This window comes from Ruminococcoides bili, assembly GCF_040093295.1.
Lineage (GTDB): Bacteria > Bacillota > Clostridia > Oscillospirales > Acutalibacteraceae > Ruminococcoides > Ruminococcoides intestinale_A.
Window position 1 is genome coordinate 61,305 of the sequence record NZ_JBBNJY010000009.1, and the last position, 18,044, is coordinate 79,348.

15 protein-coding genes are annotated in these 18,044 nt (G+C 40.0%); 4 read left to right on the plus strand and 11 right to left on the minus strand.

Annotation, left to right across the window (positions count from 1 at the left end; genetic code table 11):
* Positions 1 to 16 precede the first annotated feature (16 nt).
* From murA to AAAY30_RS04870, 10 genes are all read right to left on the minus strand, one after another.
* The gene (gene murA, locus AAAY30_RS04825; RefSeq protein WP_294667438.1) at positions 17 to 1,270 is read right to left on the minus strand and encodes a UDP-N-acetylglucosamine 1-carboxyvinyltransferase; all 1,254 of its coding nucleotides are present in this window, start codon (positions 1,268 to 1,270) and stop codon (positions 17 to 19) included.
* Positions 1,271 to 1,327: 57 nt separating this feature from the next.
* On the minus strand, positions 1,328 to 2,449 hold the full coding sequence (gene murG / locus AAAY30_RS04830) for an undecaprenyldiphospho-muramoylpentapeptide beta-N-acetylglucosaminyltransferase (protein ID WP_022234962.1): 1,122 nt from the start codon (positions 2,447 to 2,449) through the stop codon (positions 1,328 to 1,330).
* Between the two features lie 18 nt (positions 2,450 to 2,467).
* Entirely contained in the window at positions 2,468 to 3,748 is a 1,281-nt protein-coding gene (locus tag AAAY30_RS04835; RefSeq protein ID WP_302190853.1) for an FtsW/RodA/SpoVE family cell cycle protein, read from the minus strand.
* A 33-nt stretch (positions 3,749 to 3,781) separates the two neighbouring features.
* Positions 3,782 to 4,813 (minus strand): phospho-N-acetylmuramoyl-pentapeptide-transferase, encoded by a 1,032-nt coding sequence (gene mraY, locus AAAY30_RS04840; protein ID WP_022234964.1) that lies wholly within the window; start codon positions 4,811 to 4,813, stop codon positions 3,782 to 3,784.
* Between the two features lie 95 nt (positions 4,814 to 4,908).
* Positions 4,909 to 7,179, minus strand: coding sequence for a penicillin-binding transpeptidase domain-containing protein (locus tag AAAY30_RS04845; RefSeq protein WP_337781749.1), 2,271 nt, complete (start codon positions 7,177 to 7,179; stop codon positions 4,909 to 4,911).
* Between the two features lie 138 nt (positions 7,180 to 7,317).
* Positions 7,318 to 7,854, minus strand: coding sequence for a hypothetical protein (locus AAAY30_RS04850; RefSeq protein ID WP_178586362.1), 537 nt, complete (start codon positions 7,852 to 7,854; stop codon positions 7,318 to 7,320).
* A gap of 273 nt (positions 7,855 to 8,127) precedes the next feature.
* Entirely contained in the window at positions 8,128 to 9,051 is a 924-nt protein-coding gene (gene rsmH / locus AAAY30_RS04855) for a 16S rRNA (cytosine(1402)-N(4))-methyltransferase RsmH (protein WP_022234967.1), read from the minus strand.
* Between the two features lie 10 nt (positions 9,052 to 9,061).
* Positions 9,062 to 9,484, minus strand: a complete 423-nt coding sequence (locus tag AAAY30_RS04860) for a division/cell wall cluster transcriptional repressor MraZ (RefSeq protein WP_295025823.1) — start codon at positions 9,482 to 9,484, stop codon at positions 9,062 to 9,064.
* Between the two features lie 391 nt (positions 9,485 to 9,875).
* The gene (locus AAAY30_RS04865; protein ID WP_499215706.1) at positions 9,876 to 11,609 is read right to left on the minus strand and encodes an ABC transporter ATP-binding protein; all 1,734 of its coding nucleotides are present in this window, start codon (positions 11,607 to 11,609) and stop codon (positions 9,876 to 9,878) included.
* Positions 11,606 to 13,342 carry an ABC transporter ATP-binding protein gene (locus AAAY30_RS04870; RefSeq protein WP_186935826.1) on the minus strand — a complete coding sequence of 579 codons (1,737 nt, stop codon included), beginning with the start codon at positions 13,340 to 13,342 and terminating at the stop codon, positions 11,606 to 11,608. Before AAAY30_RS04870 ends, AAAY30_RS04865 begins: the two co-directional genes overlap by 4 nt.
* Before the next feature lie 222 nt (positions 13,343 to 13,564).
* Here AAAY30_RS04870 and AAAY30_RS04875 point away from each other — a divergent pair, with 222 nt between their 5' ends.
* On the plus strand, positions 13,565 to 13,906 hold the full coding sequence (locus AAAY30_RS04875) for a cupin domain-containing protein (RefSeq protein WP_195411149.1): 342 nt from the start codon (positions 13,565 to 13,567) through the stop codon (positions 13,904 to 13,906).
* 175 nt (positions 13,907 to 14,081) lie between these two features.
* On the opposite strand, the gene AAAY30_RS04880 is transcribed toward AAAY30_RS04875, so the two are convergent.
* Entirely contained in the window at positions 14,082 to 14,339 is a 258-nt protein-coding gene (locus AAAY30_RS04880; RefSeq protein WP_022234972.1) for a hypothetical protein, read from the minus strand.
* 164 nt (positions 14,340 to 14,503) lie between these two features.
* On the opposite strand from AAAY30_RS04880, the gene AAAY30_RS04885 reads away from it, so the two are divergent.
* The 3 genes from AAAY30_RS04885 (at position 14,504) to AAAY30_RS04895 (ending at position 17,605) form a co-directional block, all read left to right on the plus strand.
* Positions 14,504 to 15,406 (plus strand): glycoside hydrolase family 25 protein, encoded by a 903-nt coding sequence (locus tag AAAY30_RS04885; protein WP_337781747.1) that lies wholly within the window; start codon positions 14,504 to 14,506, stop codon positions 15,404 to 15,406.
* A 30-nt stretch (positions 15,407 to 15,436) separates the two neighbouring features.
* Positions 15,437 to 15,892: an S-ribosylhomocysteine lyase gene (locus AAAY30_RS04890; RefSeq protein ID WP_195411151.1), complete on the plus strand. Its 456-nt coding sequence runs from the start codon at positions 15,437 to 15,439 to the stop codon at positions 15,890 to 15,892.
* Positions 15,893 to 16,063: 171 nt separating this feature from the next.
* Complete coding sequence (locus AAAY30_RS04895) at positions 16,064 to 17,605, plus strand: M23 family metallopeptidase (protein WP_301954478.1); 1,542 nt, start codon at positions 16,064 to 16,066, stop codon at positions 17,603 to 17,605.
* The last annotated feature ends 439 nt before the right edge of the window (positions 17,606 to 18,044 follow it).

An 18,044-nucleotide genomic window follows, 5' to 3' on the forward strand; every position in this document is an offset into this window, starting at 1 on the left:
TACAAATATACCCATCCTAAAGCTTTGATATACTCGCACCCAAAGAACCGAGCATAAGCTCTATATTTTCATATCCTCTTTCCAAATACTCCGAATTACCTATATCGGTAACACCGTCTGCCGAAAGTGCGGCAATTACCAGTGCCGCTCCTCCACGCAAATCGGGCGCATCAACTTTTGCTCCGTACAGTGACCGCACACCCTCTACAACGGCAACCTTTCCTTCTGTTTTTATCTTTGCACCCATTCTGGAAAGTTCGCCTGTATGTCGGTATCTGTTTTCAAAAATATTTTCGACAAACACGGTAGTTCCTTCCGCTATGCTTGCAACTGCCATAAGAGGTGCTTGAGCATCGGTAGGAAAACCGGGATACGGCATTGTACGAATAGTTCTGATAGCCGAAAGTTTTTGCGGTGCGGATATCGTAAGATTTCCGCCGCTTGAGCGTATCTTGCAGCCTGCCTCCTCAAGAACGGGAATAACTGTTCCGAGGTGACTCTGCACAATTCCTTTCAGCGTAATTTTTGATTGAGTAACAGCCGCAGCAGACATAAGAGTTGCCGCAACTATTCTGTCGGGAATAATTGTGTGTTGAGTGCCGTTAAGCGACGAAACACCGTCTATCACAACAACTCCCTCGCCTGCGCCGCTGATTTTTGCTCCGCAACTGTTGAGATAATCTGCAAGGTCGCAAATTTCAGGTTCGCAAGCGGCATTTATAATTGTAGTTGTACCGTCAGCGGTACTTGCGGCTATCATAATATCTTCGGTTGCACCTACGCTCGGAAACGAAAGAGCTATTTTTGTGCCTTTCAGCCCCTTTGGTGCAGTACAATCTATTACGCCATGTTTTTCTACAATTTCCGCACCCATTTGTATGAGTGCATTCAGGTGCATATCTATAGGACGAGGTCCAAGCTCGCATCCGCCGGGGAACGAAAGTTTGACCGCACCCGTCCGTGCAAGAACAGCGCCTAAAAAAATAATTGAACTTCTTGTTTTTCTCATCAGAACATCAGGAATGTCATTTCTGCACAATCCGTCAGCGGTAATGAGCATAGTAGTATGAAATCGCTTTACATTACAGCCGAGATAGCGAAGAATCTGCGAGGATGCCTCAATATCCGAGAGAGCGGGACAATTGAAAAGCACATTCTCGCCCTTTGTCAGAACCGAAGCCGCAATAATCGGCAAGGCGCTGTTTTTTGCACCCTGAACATTAACTTCACCGCTGAGCTTTTCCCGTCCCGTAACAAGAAGTCTTGACACAATAACACCCTCCTACATAAAATACCTTTACATTCTATGTATCAGATGCAAAATGTGTTACACAAGACCAAGCACACCTTTTATAACGGAGTAAATTCTCTCGTTAGCGTCTGTTATAGCGGTTTTTCTTGCATTTTTTGCATATTCGGCAAGTTTTTCGGGATTTGAAAGCATATTGTCTGCCTTTTGCATAAGCAATCTGCCTGTAAGATCCTTTTCTTCAATAATATCGGCAGCACCTGCATTAACAAGCGCCATAGCATTGTGATACTGATGATTTTCCGCAACATTCGGTGACGGAATAAGAATTGCGGGTTTGCCGAGTGCCTGAATTTCGCTAAGTGTAATAGCACCTGCACGGCAGATTACTAAATCCGCAGCCGCCATACAAACATCCATATCATTAATAAACTCTCTTATATCGAGATTGTCAGCTTTTTCAAGGTCACAGCCCTTTTCTTTCAAAAGGTCGGGGAACCATTTTCCGTATTTGCCGTAAGCGTGAATATGTTGGTATCTTCCGTCTATTCCGCTCCTTGCAATTAAATCGGCTACACCCTCGTTAATTTTTCTTGCACCAAGACTGCCGCCGAATGAAAGCACTACAGGTCTTTCGTCAACACCGAGCTTTGCCCGTGCCTCTTCCCTGTTTGCAGTAAGGATTTTACTTCTTACAGGGTTACCCGTAACGGCAAAATCTGCCTTTTTATCAAAATGCTTTTTAGCGTCGGGCACTGCAAGCATTACCTTGTCAACTTCTTTTGCGAGCATTTTGTTTGTAATTCCCGGATAAGCATTCTGCTCGTGAATAACGGTTTTTACACCGAGCTTTGCGGCAGCTCTGATAACCGGGCCTGAAACATATCCGCCTGTACCGATGCAAATATCAGGTTTAAATTCTTTTATAATTTTCTTTGCGTCAATAGAAGAAGTGATTGTTCTTTTTACAGTTTTTACATTGTCAACCAAGCCTTTCGGTGAAAGCTTACGGTTAAAACCGCTGATAACAATGAATTTCATATTATATCCTGCCTGCGGAACAAGGGTTTCTTCCATACCGCCCTTGTTGCCCACAAAAAGAAATTCCGTATCTGGTTTCTTCTGCTTTATAAATCCTGCGATGGCAAGAGCAGGGTTTATATGTCCTGCCGTGCCTCCTCCTGCAAGTAAAACTCTCATTTATATACCTCCAAACACTTACTGCTTTTCGATGTTTGCCGTTCTTGAAACCGAAAGCACAAGTCCCATCTGCGCAAGCAACATAATAAGCGAACTGCCGCCGTAACTGAAGAACGGCAAGCTGATACCTGTATTAGGCAGCCAGTCGGTAATTACAAGAATATTAAGTATTACCTGCAAACCGATCTGTGAAGTAAGACCTATACCCAAAAGTTTTCCGAAATTATCTTTTGAACGAAGTGAAAGTGTAATTCCTCTCCATACAAGAAGTGCAAATATAAGAAGTATGAGGACTGCACCCACAAGTCCGAGTTCCTCAACTACAATAGCAAAAATAAAGTCGTTCTGCGGTTCAGGCAAATAAAGAAATTTCTGTCTTGACTGACCGAGTCCGAGACCCCAAAGTCCGCCGGAACCGATTGCGTAAAGTGAGTTTCTTGTCTGCCATGTTGTCTGCCACATATCTTCGGTTGTGTATTCAAGCGACTGTCCCCAACCGTCCATACGGCTCATAGCATATGTAAGTCCGCCTGTCATAGCAAGCACAATTACCAATGCACCGAGAATAATACCGCCTATTGCAAGGTATCTTGTTTTCATACCGCCAATGTAAAGCATAAGGACGGTAAGCATTGCAATAATAACGATACCTGAGTAGTGAGGCTCAAGGAAAAGTAACATTGCAGTCGTACCGAATACTGTAATACCGGGGAGTACGCTGAATTTTGGCAACTGCATTTTATCATAATGCTTACTGCACCAATGAGCAAAGAAAAGTATTGTAGAAAACTTTGCAATCTCTGACGGCTGAATATTAAAAGGACCTAAAGGAATCCAACGGTGTACGCCTGCTTCGCCTGACGGCACGATAAGTACAATTATCAAAGCAAGGTATGAAATACCCATAATAAGCGGAACAATTCTGTGCAGCTTATTATAGTTAAAAATCGAAACACCAAACATACACGCTACGCCGATAGCGGCAAAAATCAACTGTCTTACAAGATAGTAGTAACTGTTGCCAAGGCTATAGTATGCAACCGGGTAACTTGCCGAAAACATCATAATCAAGCCTATTGTAAGCAACACAAGAATAATAATGCAGAACGGCAAATCTATACCCATACCCGTTGTAATCCAACCCGGCTTTTTTCTGCGCTTTTTACCTGTAGAATTTGCGGAATTCTTTTTAGGAGCGTTAAAGAATTTCTCTTTCTTAGCCTGCTCTGCTTCAAGATATTTCTCGTCATATATTCTGTTTATATCAGCCTTGAGTATCATATTCAGATACGGAGCCATTCGCAAAACCTCCCGTCAGTCTGAAAAAATAAATTAAGCAACTACACCAAAGTAAACAATCAACGCAGAAATCACGCCGAATATTGCTGTTACAATGCTGAATACGCTTACTATCTTAACCTCGCTCCAACCACACATCTCAAAATGATGGTGAATAGGGCTCATCTTAAATAATCTTTTGCCGTGGGTAGCCTTAAAGTAGCTAACCTGTAAAATAACAGAGAACATCTCACAAAGGTAAACAATACCTATCGGAAGAAGAAGTATAGGCATATCAACAGCAAAAGCTATTGCACATACAAGTCCGCCGAGGAAAAGTGAACCTGTATCGCCCATAAATACCTTTGCAGGGTGGAAGTTCCAAACAAGGAAACCAAGGCAAGCACCTGCCGATGCCGCACTCCACACTGTTACACCGAGAGCGCTCATCATACATGCTATTACCATAAAGCTTATACATACAAAAAATGTAATTGAACCGTCAAGACCGTCTACGCCGTCGGTAAGATTTACCGCATTGACAATGCCGACAATTACAATTGCCGAAATAATGTAGTAGAAAAATCCGAGGTCAACTCTGCCAACAAAAGGAATTGTTGTTGCAGTGCCGCAACCTGCAACTGCAAGAATAATAATATAAACAATAGCGGCGGCAAACTGTAAAATAAGTTTTTGCTTTGCTGTCAAACCTAAATTACGCTTTTTTACTACCTTGGTATAGTCATCAATGAAACCGATAGCACCGTTTGCAAGGGCAAGGAAAAGTCCCGCAAATATCATTACGGTTTCTTTATTAATATCCGCAAAATAAAGGTTTATGAAATTCTTACCGATGCACATATATACAATTGTGCTTATTAATGTAACGGCTGTAATAGCTATAATAAACATAAAACCGCCCATAATCGGAGTGCCCTGTTTTTTCTTATGCCACTTAGGGCCGTCTTCAAGAATAGTCTGACCAAAGTGAAGTTTGCGAAGCATTGGAATTAAAAATGCACCCGCAACCGCAGAAATAATAAATGCAACGAGAGCCGCCACAAAAGTCCAGATTCCATATACCATTAATTATCGTTCCTTTCATACGGGCAAAGGGCTTGAATAATCAAAGCCCTGCCCAATGGTTATTTAACATTGCAGTCCCCTCTGAACCGCAAATTTTAATCGTTCACACTCACCGAAGAACTAAAGGTTACTGTAATTAACGATCCTTCACTAACCATAGTACCCTCTGCTATATCCTGTGATGTACTTACTACACTGCCGGAAGCCGCACCCACAAGGCTTACATTAAGTCCGTATGCACTTGCAACTGCATTTACCTCCGAAACCGAGTAACCGACAAGATACGGTACAGTCACCTTTTCTGCCGTACTTGCCTCATCCGTATAAAGTACAATGTTGCCTCCGCTCGGTATCTGTGATGACGGTGCAGGAATTTGTGAAATTACATTATCTCCGTCACCCTTTACAGTTACTGTAAAGCCGTCATTCTCTGCATTTGCAGTAGCTTCCGAAACAGAAAGTCCAACATAAGAACCTGCATATACATCAACATACTCAAGTTCGTCATCCGAGTAACTTGTTTTAATATCAAGATAAGGAAGAACCTCTGTCATAATATTGATAAATACAGGAGATGCTACCTGAGAACCGTAGTATGAAGCACCGTTCGGTGTATCAAAGAATACAAGCATAGCAACCTGAGGGTCATCGGCAGGAGCGTATCCGCAGAAAGATGCAATATAGTCTTCCTTATAGTTACTGATTATTTCCCCACCCTTTTTCTCGGAAGTACCTGTCTTACCTGCTACACGATAACCGGCAACATAACCCGAAGTCGAACCTGCAGTCGATGTGTTGTATTCAAGAATTTCGTTCATCTTATCAGATGTTTCTTTTGAAACAGCCTGGCGCTTAACTGTCTTTTCAACGGTTTTTACCACATTGCCGTCTGAATCTGTGATTTTTGAAACCACATAAGGCTGGAGTACATAACCGCCGTTTGCAACAGCGGCACAAGCTGTAATCATCTGTATAGGTGTGATTTTAAAGTTCTGACCGAATGAACCTACCGCAAGGTCAACTTCATCCATATCTGTAAAGAACTGGTCATCAGCCTCACCGGGAAGGTCAATTCCTGTTTTGTTCGCAAAACCGAATGCTTTATAATACTGTGTATATTTGTTAATGCCAAGCAACTGTCCCATCTGCATAAAAGCAGGGTTACATGAATTTACAATAGCCTCTGTAAAGCTTTGTGTACCGTGGCCTGCAAGGTTATGACAATGAATAGGATCGGCATCAGCGATTGTCATTGAACCCGCACAATAAAATGTACTTGTGTCCGGATTTACAAGACCTTCTTCAAGAACCATTGACGCTGTACACATTTTAAATACAGAACCCGGCTCGTAAGTATCGGCAACAGCCTTATTACGCCACATTGCTGACAAAGCCGCACTTTCCGCTGCATCCTGTTCATTTTCGGGAAGGGCGTCTATTTTTTTCTGTTCTTCGTCCGAAAGCTGATAAGGATTGTTAAGGTCATAACCGTTTGCCGTAACCATAGCCAGAATAGCGCCTGTATTTACATCCATCAATATACATACGCCTTTGTTAAGAACATCATTATCAATGATACCCTGTGCCATATATTTTTCACAAATAGACTGAATTGTTGAGTCGATTGTAAGATAAAGGTTATTACCGTCCTTAGCTGCAACATTCTGCTCATATTGAAAAGGCATTTCAGTACCTATTGAGTTTTTGGCGGTTACGATTCTGCCCGCTGTACCTTTAAGATAAGTATCGTACTCATACTCAATACCCTCAAGGCCCTGTTCATCGCTGCCTGTAAATCCAATTACATTAGACGCAAGGTCGTTATTCGGGTAATATCTTTTGTAGTCATCCTGCAGCTGTACCGCATAATCGCTGCAGTCGTAGTCTTTCTTAAGTTTATCGATAAGTTCAAGAATTTTTGTTCTTGTATCAGATTCAATCTTACGCTTTACAACTACATAGTAGCTGTTCTGCTTTGTCTTTTCAAGCAAATCTGCCTTATCAAGTCCGAGAATTTCAGAAAGACCGGAAGCAACAGCTTCTCTCTGCTTATCGGTATCTATATTCGCAGGCGACATAACTACCTGCCATACAGATGCACTTTCCGCAAGCACCTTGCCGTTTGAATCATAAATCGTACCACGCTTTGCGGGGAGTTTTCTGTCCATAAGCTGTTGTTCAACCGCAGCCTGCTGCAATTCTCCGCTCTGTATAGTGGTAAGATAACCGAGTCTTGCAACAATTGCGCCAAAACCGATAACAAGAATAAGTACAATAAGAACTGCCGTTCTGTGTCTTAGGCGCTGATTAGGACCCTTTGCGGCCTTCTTTTTCTTTTCTTTTTTAGTAAAATCGTTTTTCTCCAACAAAATTTCTCCTTTCAACCGCAATAGCCTTATAAAAATGTAAATATTTTACAATAACTGTTCTATACCGAAAAAAGAGCCAAGACACAGTCTTAACTCTTATTCCTCCATAACATTTGTATTAAGTTTGCCGTTATGTTATGACCAAAGATTTGCTATTGAGCTGATAAACTGAGTAAAGAGGTTTTCACTTTCCGGAGAAGTAACCTCTGCCTTATCTCCACCCGATAGTGAAACAAATTCTTGCTGAGAACTTGATGCTTTGGTCAAACCAAGCTGGTTTTCGGCATATTTTTCAATGTCTGATGAGCTAAGCTTTGCCTGCAAGCTCATTTCTGTCTGTGTGTAAACACTCTGTGCATTTGAGAGTGTTTCTTTTGCGGTAATAATCTGCTGATTTAACTCTGTGATTCTTACCTGTCCTATAATAATTGTTGCAATAATCATTGCAACTGCCGCACCGCCGATTGTACCGAGTGCAACCTTAAGCGGATTGTGTCTGCGCTTTCTGATTTTATGTAATTCCTCTTCCGGCAGAGAAATTACTTTTTTACCGGTCTTTTTCTTAGGTTCTTTTACCTTTTCTACTTCTTCGTCACGCTTTGGCAAAGGAGCTGCTGAAGCCTGGTCAAAAAGACTCAAATCATAAGCTGCGTTTCTGTTTTCATATGCCATATTCTGCACCCTGTGCCTTTCCGATATCATTTATAATAAAACACACAATATACTCATTTTTCAAAACGAGCAAAATATTTCACAAATTTAACATTTTAAAAGAATTATACGTATTTAAAGCACGATAAATCTTCTTTAAAGTCCTATATTATGCGTACATATAGTAATTGCAGTATAAAAGAGCTACTACTAATAGTATCTGTAACCTTATTTACAGCTTTGTTATATTTTACTACAATTTAGCTCATTTGTCCATAGCTACCAAAGAAAAAACTATATTTTTTCGCATATTCTCAACTTTGCACTTCTCGCCCTGGGATTTAATTCCAATTCTGTCCCATTTGCACAAATCGGTTTTCTGGTAATGAGTTTTGCCTTGGGCTTATTGCCACATACGCACACCGGAAAATCTTTCGGGCAAGTACATCCCTTACACCATGATGCCATTTTTTGCTTAACAATTCTGTCCTCAAGCGAATGGAATGTAATAACCGCAAGCCTTCCGCCCGAACCGAGCATTTCAAACGCTCCGTCAAGACCTTTGTTAAGTGCTCCGAGTTCGTCATTTACCGCTATTCTTATAGCCTGAAATGTTTTTCTTGCAGGATGTCCTTCTCTTCGCACTTTCTGTGGAACATTCTGTTTGATAATCTCGGCAAGCTGTAAGGTAGTTTCAATTTTCTTTTCTTCTCTCGCTTTCACAATACCCTTTGCAATGGAATCCGCAAATTTTTCTTCACCGTAGGTGTAAATAATTCTGCGTAATTCTTCAAAAGGAAGCGAATTTACCAAATCTGCGGCTGTTGTACCGCTTTGGCTCATTCTCATATCAAGAGGAGCATCCTCGTGAAAAGAAAATCCCCGCTCGGCTGTGTCAAGCTGATGAGAAGAAACACCGATGTCAAGCATAACCCCGTCAAGTCTGCCAACGCCTCTTTGCTTTAAAAGCTCGGCAATGTCTGCAAAGTTGCCCTTTATGATTATTGAATTTTCATTTTTGCAAAAACGCTTTGTAAGCGTTTGGATAGCATCGGGATCACGGTCAATTGAGATAAGTTTACCTGTAGTAAGGTGTTTTAGAATCTCACTGCTGTGTCCCCCACCGCCTGCAGTACCATCGGCATAAATGCCGTTTTCTTTAATATTAAGCCCTTCGATGGTTTCATTGAGCAGAACGGGAATATGATTAAATTCCATAGCTTGCTCCTTATCCGAATGAAAGGCTGCCAACTGCGTCGGCAAGCTGTTCCTTCTGTGAATTTACATAATCCTCAAACACTGACTTGCTCCAAATCTCAATACGATTATTAAGACCGATTACAAGAGCATCGCTGTCAAGCTTTGCGTTCTCCCTTAAAGTTTGCGGAAGCTGAACTCTGCCCTGTGAATTAGACGATACTTCAACAGCGGTTGCCGTAAAAGTATATTGGAGAATCATAGCTTTGTTAGCGGGCAGCTGCATAATCTGTGAACAGAAATGCTCAAAAACTTCCTTAGACATAACCTGAATACAAGGAGTGCCAAAGCCCTGTGCAACATAAAAGGTATCTCCAAGTTCATCTCTAAACTTAGCAGGCAAAACAACTCGTCCTTTTGCATCGATTGAATTATTAGACATTCCGGAAAACATTTTGCCCACCTCCGTTTAGAACTGAATTTCGGTTTTTTGAGTATCATTCAGTCACTAAATGACACCTTATGCCACCGTTTGCTATCATTATACCCCATCAGCTGATAAAAATCAAGATAAATATAGCACAAAATGAAATAAAATTTACAAACCTAAGTAATATTTTTCAGATTTGAAATTATTTTTACCTTATTTTAATTTATAATTCTCAAGCGAAATTATAATACAAAAAAGAGCCGCAAAACCTCCATAAAATCTGGGGTTTTGCGACTCTTAAGAGCTTTGTTGTAACCTTTATAAGCAAAAAGGTTACAAATTCAAAACATTTGTTCCAAGTATTTTAACCTGATAATATATAGTTTTTTATAATTGTGTCACTATGTGACACCGATTACTTGGCAAACTGACTTTCGTACAGATTCTTATAGAAACCGCCCTTTGCGAGAAGTTCATCGTGAGTACCCTGCTCAATGATATTACCGTCACGCATAACAAGAATAGCATCGCTTTCCTTAATAGTAGAAAGCCTGTGTGCAACAACAAAGCTTGTTCTGCCCTGCATAATCTTTGCAAAGGCTTTTTGAACACGAATTTCCGTAAGTGTATCAATAGACGAAGTAGCCTCGTCGAGAATAAGCATTGTCGGATTGGAAAGCATTGCTCTTGCTATACAGAGCAGCTGCTTTTGTCCCTGCGAAAGGTTACCGCTGCCCTCTGAAATCATAGCGTCATAACCATCCGGCATTCTTCTTATAAAGCTGTGCGCATATGCCGCCTTTGCAGCCTCAATAACTTCTTCGTCTGTAGCGTTCGGATTGCCGTACTTAAGATTTTCCATAATAGTGCCGCAGAACAACCAACTGTCCTGCAAAACCATTCCGTACAGCTTTCTTAGCTCGTCACGCTCCATATCTTTTATATCTACACCGTCAACCGATATTTTACCGCTGTCGGTATCGTAGAATCTCATAAGAAGATTTATAAATGTTGTTTTACCGCAGCCTGTAGGTCCTACAATTGCAATGTGACTTCCGCTCTTTACATCAAGAGAAAAGTTTGTAATAAGAGGCTTGTCTTTTACATAAGAGAAGTTGACATTCTCAATTTTAACATTGCCTTTGCAATTTTCAACTTTAATTGAATCAGGCTTATCTTTTGGTTCGTCTTCGGCGTCAAGCACATCAAATACTCTTCCCGCCGCCGCAATAGCTGTCTGCAATTGCGTAAGCACGCCCGTTACTTCGTTGAACGGCTTTGTATATTGGTTTGCATAGGTTAAAAAACACGAAAGCTGTCCGACCGAAAGTGTGCCTGCAATTGCTGTAATTGCACCGAATATACCGACAGCCGCATACACCATTGCATTTACAAATCGTGTGCTCGGGTTAGCAAGAGCACCTGCAAACTGTGCTTTAAAGCCTACCGTGTAAAGTTCTTGGTTGTATTTTTCAAAATTTTCAAAAGCTCTGTCTTCATATGAAAAAGCCTTTACAATTCGCTGATTGCCCACATATTCCTCAACATATGAGGAAATATCGCCCTGCAGCTGCTGTTGTCTTGCAAAACGGTTATGTGTCATTTTACCTATAAAAGCAGCCACAAATAACGAAAGCGGAGTAAGGATAATTACCGCAAGAGCAATTCTCCAGTCAATTATAAACATAAATACCATTGTTCCGAGAATTGTAACAATACCCGAGAACAACTGCAAAAACATCTGTGAAAGGCCGTCGCCTACGGCATCAACATCATTGATTACTCGGCTGATAAGGTCACCGTGCGAGTGTGTGTCAATGTACGATAGCGGCACATCGTTAAATTTACAGAAAACATCTCTTCTTAAATCTCTTACTGTTTTGTATGAAATTACATTTGTAAAATAAGTCATAGTCCACTGGAAAATCGCAACACCGGCAACACCGACGGCTATATAAATAATTATTTGAAGTACATTTTCAAAATTAACATTGCCTTTATCTATAATATTATCAATGGCATTACCTGTAAGTACAGGAATATAAAGGGTAAGCGAAACGCTTATAATCGCACTTAAAATAGCAAGTGCAAGCAATCCTTTGTATGGTTTTATATATTTTAAAACTCTTCTTACTACTGATTTTTTCAAACTTCCACCTCCGATTTGCTAAGCTGTGAAAGGCAGATTTCCTTGTAGGTTTCGCAGTTTTTAAGCAATTCTTTGTGAGTGCCCTTACCTACGAGCATACCGTCGTCAAGCACAAGTATTAAATCAGAATTCATAATTGTTGAACAACGCTGTGTTACAATTATAACCGTCATCTCATGAGTGTACTGACTAAGCGCTTTTCTGAGTGCCGCATCTGTTGCAAAGTCAAGTGCGGAAAAGCTGTCGTCAAGAATAAGTACCTTTGGCTGTGCCGCAATTGCCCTTGCAATGCAAAGTCGCTGTCTTTGACCGCCGCTGAAGTTTTTACCGCCCTGCTCAACATGGCTGTCAAGTCCCATAGGCAGCTTTGAAACAAATTCATAAGCCTGTGCGTTTTTAAGCGCAGTAATAATATCTTCATCCGAAAGGTCAGGATTTTCCCATTTCATATTGTCACGGATAGTTCCTTTAAAAAGTATTGACTGCTGCGGAACTATGCCAATCTGTTTTCTTAACTGTTTGAAAGAATAATCTTTAACATTTCTGCCGTCAACCTCCACGCTTCCCTGTGTTACATCATAAAAACGAGGAATAAGGTTGATAAGCGTACTCTTACCCGAGCCTGTACCGCCGATTATACCTACAGTTGAGCCACGCTTGATTTCAAAGCTGATTTTACTAAGCTCATCATCACCGCCGCCATAACTGAAAGAAACATTGTCAAAAGCAATCTTCGGTGTGTTTTCGTCTGTATTTACAGAAATAATCTCTTTTGTGGTTTCTTTTACGCTTGGCTCCGTTTCAAGGACTTCGTTGATTCTTGCTGCCGACGCACTGCCCTTTGTCATTAAAAGCACAAGGTTTGCAACAACTATCATCGCAAGCAAAATCTGCGTCATATAGCTTACAAGCGCAATAATATCACCCGTCTGCATATTACCGGCATCTACATTAATACCGCCGAACCAGATAATTGCAATAATCGCTACATCCGTTACAACATAAGTTGCGGGATTAAGCAGAGCGGAAAGTCTACTAATACGAATTGAAGTAGCTGCAAGATCCTCCGTAGAATTATCAATTCTCTCTTTTTCGCTTTTCTGCTTTGAAAAAGCTCTGATAACACGGTTACCTGAAAGGTTTTCTCTTGAAACAAGTCCGATTTTATCAAGTTTTTTCTGTATAAGGCTGAAAATCGGAATACTCTTTGTCATTACAAAATAAAGTATAAGACCGATAATAACGGCGGCAATTATAAAAATAATTGACATTCTCACGCTGATTGTCATTGCCATAATAATTGAGCCGATAACAATAAACGGTGCTCTTGTGAGCAATCGTATAGTCATTGCAACCATCTGTTGTGACTGGTTTACATCATTTGTAATTCTTGTAATGAGTGACGGTGTACCGAGTTTGTCAAGTTCTGCGTGAGAAAGTGAGTTGATGTGAGAAAACAACGCTCTTCTCACCTTTGTACCAAAACCTTGTGAGGCTTTTGAAGCAAAATACTGACACACAAGCGCACTAAGCAATCCCGTTGCCGCAAGCGCAACCATTACAAGACCCATACGCAGTACATAGCCTTTGTCGCCGTTGGTGACACCGTTGTCAATTATATCCGCCATTACAAGCGGAACAATAAGCTCAAGTATTGCCTCAAAAAGCTTACATAAAGGGCCGATAATACATTCTTTTTTGTAGTCCTTCAAAAATCTTCTGAGTTTAATCATATTTTCCTCTCAATTTGCCTTTCTTAAATTTAACCTTTTAACAGTATAACATTATTATTTTACATCAAAAAAATTCATATATCAATATTCGCAATTGAAAATATCACTTTTCAAAAATTCATCAATACATTGTGCATCACTTTATTGAGTTTATCGGGTATTTATGTGATAATATTGTAAAAAATAATTATGTTTTCAACAAAGGAGGTACTTACAACGGAAATGTTATTTAAAAACGGTAAAATGAAAAATATAAGCAAATCACAGGTGCTTACATTAAAAGACGAAGTTGCTTATCAGGACGGAATGGTAGTGAGCAAAACCCTTGTACAAAACGATGCAGTAAGCGTAACTCTTTTTTCTTTTGATAAAGGCGAGGAAATCAGCACTCACGAATCGGGTGGCGACGCATTTGTAACCTGCCTTGACGGTGTCGGAAAAATTACTGTTGACGGCATTGAGTATATATTAAAAGAAGGTGAATCAATCGTTATGCCTGCAAAACACCCTCACGCAGTTTTCGGTGAAGAACGCTTTAAAATGCTACTTGTGGTTGTTTTTTGATTTTAGGTTTTTGGATAAAATTATGTTTAGCGGAAAGCGGCGGTTAATTTTACAATTGTAATTGACCGGCAAAGTATTCTGCAAACCACTAAATTTATCAGGCTTCAGCAATTCTTTTTAACAAAATATTTAAAACAAAAAACAGCAGTTGTACCGACAAAATTCGATACAACTGCTATTTGCTTTTTAAAACGGATTTTTTTATTTCAGTTTTAAGACGCTCAAGCGGAGTGTCTTTTTTATCTATAATCTCTTGTGCTGAAAGAACCTTTGGAGCAAGGTTTGATGCGCCGGGTTGTGAATGCATTTGCATAGTTATATTCTCATGCTGGATAAGCGCAAAAAGCTGACTTAACGACACACAGTCATCAATGGCTTTGATAAGCTCTTTTTTAGGCTTTTTGGCATAACCTGTAACCTTTGCAGCATTCATAATCCCTACTCCTTTCTTTAATGTGAGCCATATTGTTGCATTATACTGTTCTATTATACTTAATTTTCACAATATTTTCAATATAAATTTTGACTTATTTTATTTACAGAAATTTATTTTTGTGTTATCCTGTCATTAATAAATACAAAATAGGAGTTAATATGATGAAAAAAATTAAATACATACTTATTTCGGCACTCCTCGTAAGCACAGTTGCACTGTCAGGCTGCATAGGCAAGAGCGAAAGCACTGCCGAACAAAGTTCCTACACCCCCACTCCTACAGATACAACAGTAAAAACCACAGGAGAAAAAATTTTAATAAACGATTCCACTCTCGGAGAAATCTGGATAACAGAACTTGCCAATGTTCCAAAAAATACCCTCGATAAAAATAATTTTTCTGCCGACGCTAACTTTAAGTATTACAATGTAAACGGTAAAGCGGCATCAACAGAGGGTGTAGATGTTTCCGATTACAACGGAACTATCGACTGGAAAAAAGTTAAGGATTCGGGCATTGACTTTGCTATGATAAGAATCGGCGGCAGAGGCTACGGCACAGAGGGAACTCTGTATCAAGACGAAAATGCAATAAAAAATATTACAGAGGCAAAAGACAACGGCATCAAAGTCGGTGTTTACTTCTTCTCCCAAGCAATTAATACCGATGAGGCTATTGAGGAGGCAAACTATGTAAAAGACATTCTCGGCGACATCAAACTTGATTATCCCGTTGCTTATGACTGGGAAATTGTAAAAGATGATGATGCAAGAACCGACAATGTTTCTGCTTACGAGGCAACCGAATGTGCAAGAGCATTCTGCCAGACCGTAGAATCAAACGGCTATACCGCATCTATTTACTCTCCGAGCCGTGAACTTTATTTTAAATATGACCTTTCAAGATTAAAGGACTATGACATTTGGTACTGCGAATACAGCGACACGCCTGAATTTTACTATCAATTTTCGATGTGGCAATATACAACCGCAGGTAAGGTTGACGGTATTGAAGGCGAAGTTGACCTTAACATTTGCTTTACCGGTATTGCAGACTACGCTTAAAACTATTAAATAAGAAAGAGGTTTTTTATAATGGAAAGAATTGCAAGCTTTCAGGTAAATCACGATACACTTGAACCGGGTGTTTATGTATCGAGAATTGACGGTGACATTACAACATACGATATGAGATTTATTAAGCCGAATACTCCGCCGTTTCTGCCTAACCCTGTTATGCACACTATTGAACATCTTTTTGCAACATATTCACGCAACAGCAAATATGCGGATAAGGTAATTTATTTTGGCCCTATGGGCTGCAGAACGGGATTTTATTTTCTTGTAAGAGATATGTCGCAGGAAGATGCCCTTGAGCTCATTAAAGATACTGTTTTTAAATGTAAGAATCACACAGGCGAAATTCCAGGAAATACTGCCGCAGAGTGCGGAAATTACAAGGAACACGACTTTAACGGTGCTATTGAGGCATTAAATAAATATTACAATAAGTTAAAAGATTTAACAGTCGATAACTTAAAGTATAATTAATTTTGAGAATTATTGTATCTGTTGCATAATATACGCTGTTAGATTTGTGCTAATTACTGGATAAGATTACGGTTTTTAATTCTTCTATTGCAATTTTGTTACTATTTGTTATAATAATAGTGTTAAGTTTGTTACAAGAATGTAACAGTTAATGAGATAGGAGAAATTATTTTGAGTACAAAGTTCATTGGCAAGGACGGCTACCAAGAAATCGAGAGTCTTCCTTTTACAAGGCGCAAACCTCAAGAGCTTAATACCGCTCAGAAAACTGTTCGCTTTATAAAGAGAGCAGCTGCGCTTGCAGCAAAAAAGTTTAAAATAAAATCAACAAGAAAAGTAACCGTAAAAAGAAATGTTACAAAACCTGTTGCAAAAAGGCAAAACAAACCTGCCGTACAGCCAAAGCCTGTTATGCAGACAAGCTCCAAACGAGCTGAAATCTGTTATTTTGACAGACGATACAGCGCTGCAAGACAGGGTATAAACTTTAATGATACAGATAATCCAACATTAAAGCTTGTTACCGCAACACGCTATAAAAATGACAGAAAATACGCTCACGCCGCACCTGTTTCAAAAGCAAGTGTGCATAAGGCAATCAAGAAGAAAGCTATGCTTGCATCTGTTGCCTGCCTCACTGCCGCTATGATAGGTTTTGCATCGGGCGCAAGTGCACTTTCCGTACCGCCGACAGAAAAGAAAGCGACTGTACAAAGTGCCAAGTCTTCGGGATACTCTTATGTTGACTATACTTCAAATGAATTTTCAAGCATAGCTACAGCAGATGAGGCAACCGATACTGCGGAAAAAGCTGTTACAAATGCAGTTTTGAGCAACAATATCGGCGCTCAACTTTCTGCACTTTATATTAACGGCAAAAAAATCGGTGTTACAGGAGAAACATCTGCCCTCGGCAATGCGTTAAATAAAATTTTATTTGACGCTAAAGAGGGTTATGACGAAAATACTACCGCTGATTTTGCAAATACAGTAAAAATTATCAACGGTAAATTCCCGAATGAAACCGTACTTACGGCAGATGAAGTTCTTGAGCTTGCTAAAGATTATCTTTATGTGGCTGTTACTACTGATGTTACCGATACAATCAGCCTTAATTACGATACCCAATACGAGTATGACGATTCAAAGAGCAACACCTACAGCGAAACCAAGCAAGAAGGTGAAAACGGCGAGGCTGAAGTAACCTACAAGGTAACATATATAAACGGAGAACAGACAGATTCTGTTGAAACAGCAAGAAATGTTACAAAAGAGCCTAAGAACGAGATAATTGTTCAGGGCACAAGCGAAGCTCCGTCATACGATGCAACAGGTTCGTTTATGTGGCCTCTTCCCTACACCCACAACATTGTAAGCTACTACGGCTATCGTTGGGGCAGACTTCATTCAGGCATAGATATTTCAGATGACGGAATCGGCGGTCAGGACATTGTAGCGGCTGACGGCGGCACAGTAACATGGGCAGGATATGATGATTCAGGCTATGGCAACTATGTTATAATCGACCACGGAAACGGATATTATTCATTGTACGGTCACTGCAGTTCACTTGCAGTAAGTCAGGGTGACAAGGTATATAAGGGACAGACTGTAGCCTATGTAGGCTCTACAGGCGACTCCACCGGCGAACATTTACACTTTGAAATCAGAAGAAGTGAAACAGACCGCCTTGACCCTATGGAATTTCTTTAAAAATTTAGGCAATATCACATTAATTGTGGTATTGCCTTTTTAGTTAATTTTTTATTAAAACAGTTCTTTTAAAAGTCTGGGTAAATTATGGTTTTTATTACGAGATGATAGTTTGCAAAGTAATAATTTTCTTGTTCCCGACAATAACTTAGAAACAGTCGGGAATTAAAAGTATTAAGATTGCCTATGCTTTCTGATCGGACAAAGAAATTTAGGTCGAGCCTTTTTAAAGGCTCGTGGGTTTGGGCAACGCCCAAGAAAGCTGTTTTTATTACAAATTATCAGGCACAAACAGCAACGCTGTTTGCGTGCTTGCACATAGTTTGAAAAACAGGCGACAGCCTTTTATAAAAGAAATGATTAACTTTTCATTATATATCGAATGGCTTTCTTATTGCTATCGCATTTATAAAGGCTAACGCCGTTGTGTTCAAGAGAT

What these genes read in the sequence shown, in the direction of transcription:
- murG (WP_022234962.1), bottom strand. Translation starts at nt 2,449, where the DNA reads ATGAGAGTTTTACTTGCAGGAGGAGGCACGGCAGGACATATAAACCCT.
- AAAY30_RS04835 (WP_302190853.1), bottom strand. Translation starts at nt 3,748, where the DNA reads ATGGCTCCGTATCTGAATATGATACTCAAGGCTGATATAAACAGAATA.
- mraY (WP_022234964.1), bottom strand. Translation starts at nt 4,813, where the DNA reads ATGGTATATGGAATCTGGACTTTTGTGGCGGCTCTCGTTGCATTTATT.
- AAAY30_RS04850 (WP_178586362.1), bottom strand. Translation starts at nt 7,854, where the DNA reads ATGGCATATGAAAACAGAAACGCAGCTTATGATTTGAGTCTTTTTGAC.
- rsmH (WP_022234967.1), bottom strand. Translation starts at nt 9,051, where the DNA reads ATGGAATTTAATCATATTCCCGTTCTGCTCAATGAAACCATCGAAGGG.
- AAAY30_RS04860 (WP_295025823.1), bottom strand. Translation starts at nt 9,484, where the DNA reads ATGTTTTCCGGAATGTCTAATAATTCAATCGATGCAAAAGGACGAGTT.
- AAAY30_RS04870 (WP_186935826.1), bottom strand. Translation starts at nt 13,342, where the DNA reads ATGATTAAACTCAGAAGATTTTTGAAGGACTACAAAAAAGAATGTATT.
- AAAY30_RS04875 (WP_195411149.1), top strand. Translation starts at nt 13,565, where the DNA reads ATGTTATTTAAAAACGGTAAAATGAAAAATATAAGCAAATCACAGGTG.
- AAAY30_RS04880 (WP_022234972.1), bottom strand. Translation starts at nt 14,339, where the DNA reads ATGAATGCTGCAAAGGTTACAGGTTATGCCAAAAAGCCTAAAAAAGAG.
- AAAY30_RS04885 (WP_337781747.1), top strand. Translation starts at nt 14,504, where the DNA reads ATGAAAAAAATTAAATACATACTTATTTCGGCACTCCTCGTAAGCACA.
- AAAY30_RS04890 (WP_195411151.1), top strand. Translation starts at nt 15,437, where the DNA reads ATGGAAAGAATTGCAAGCTTTCAGGTAAATCACGATACACTTGAACCG.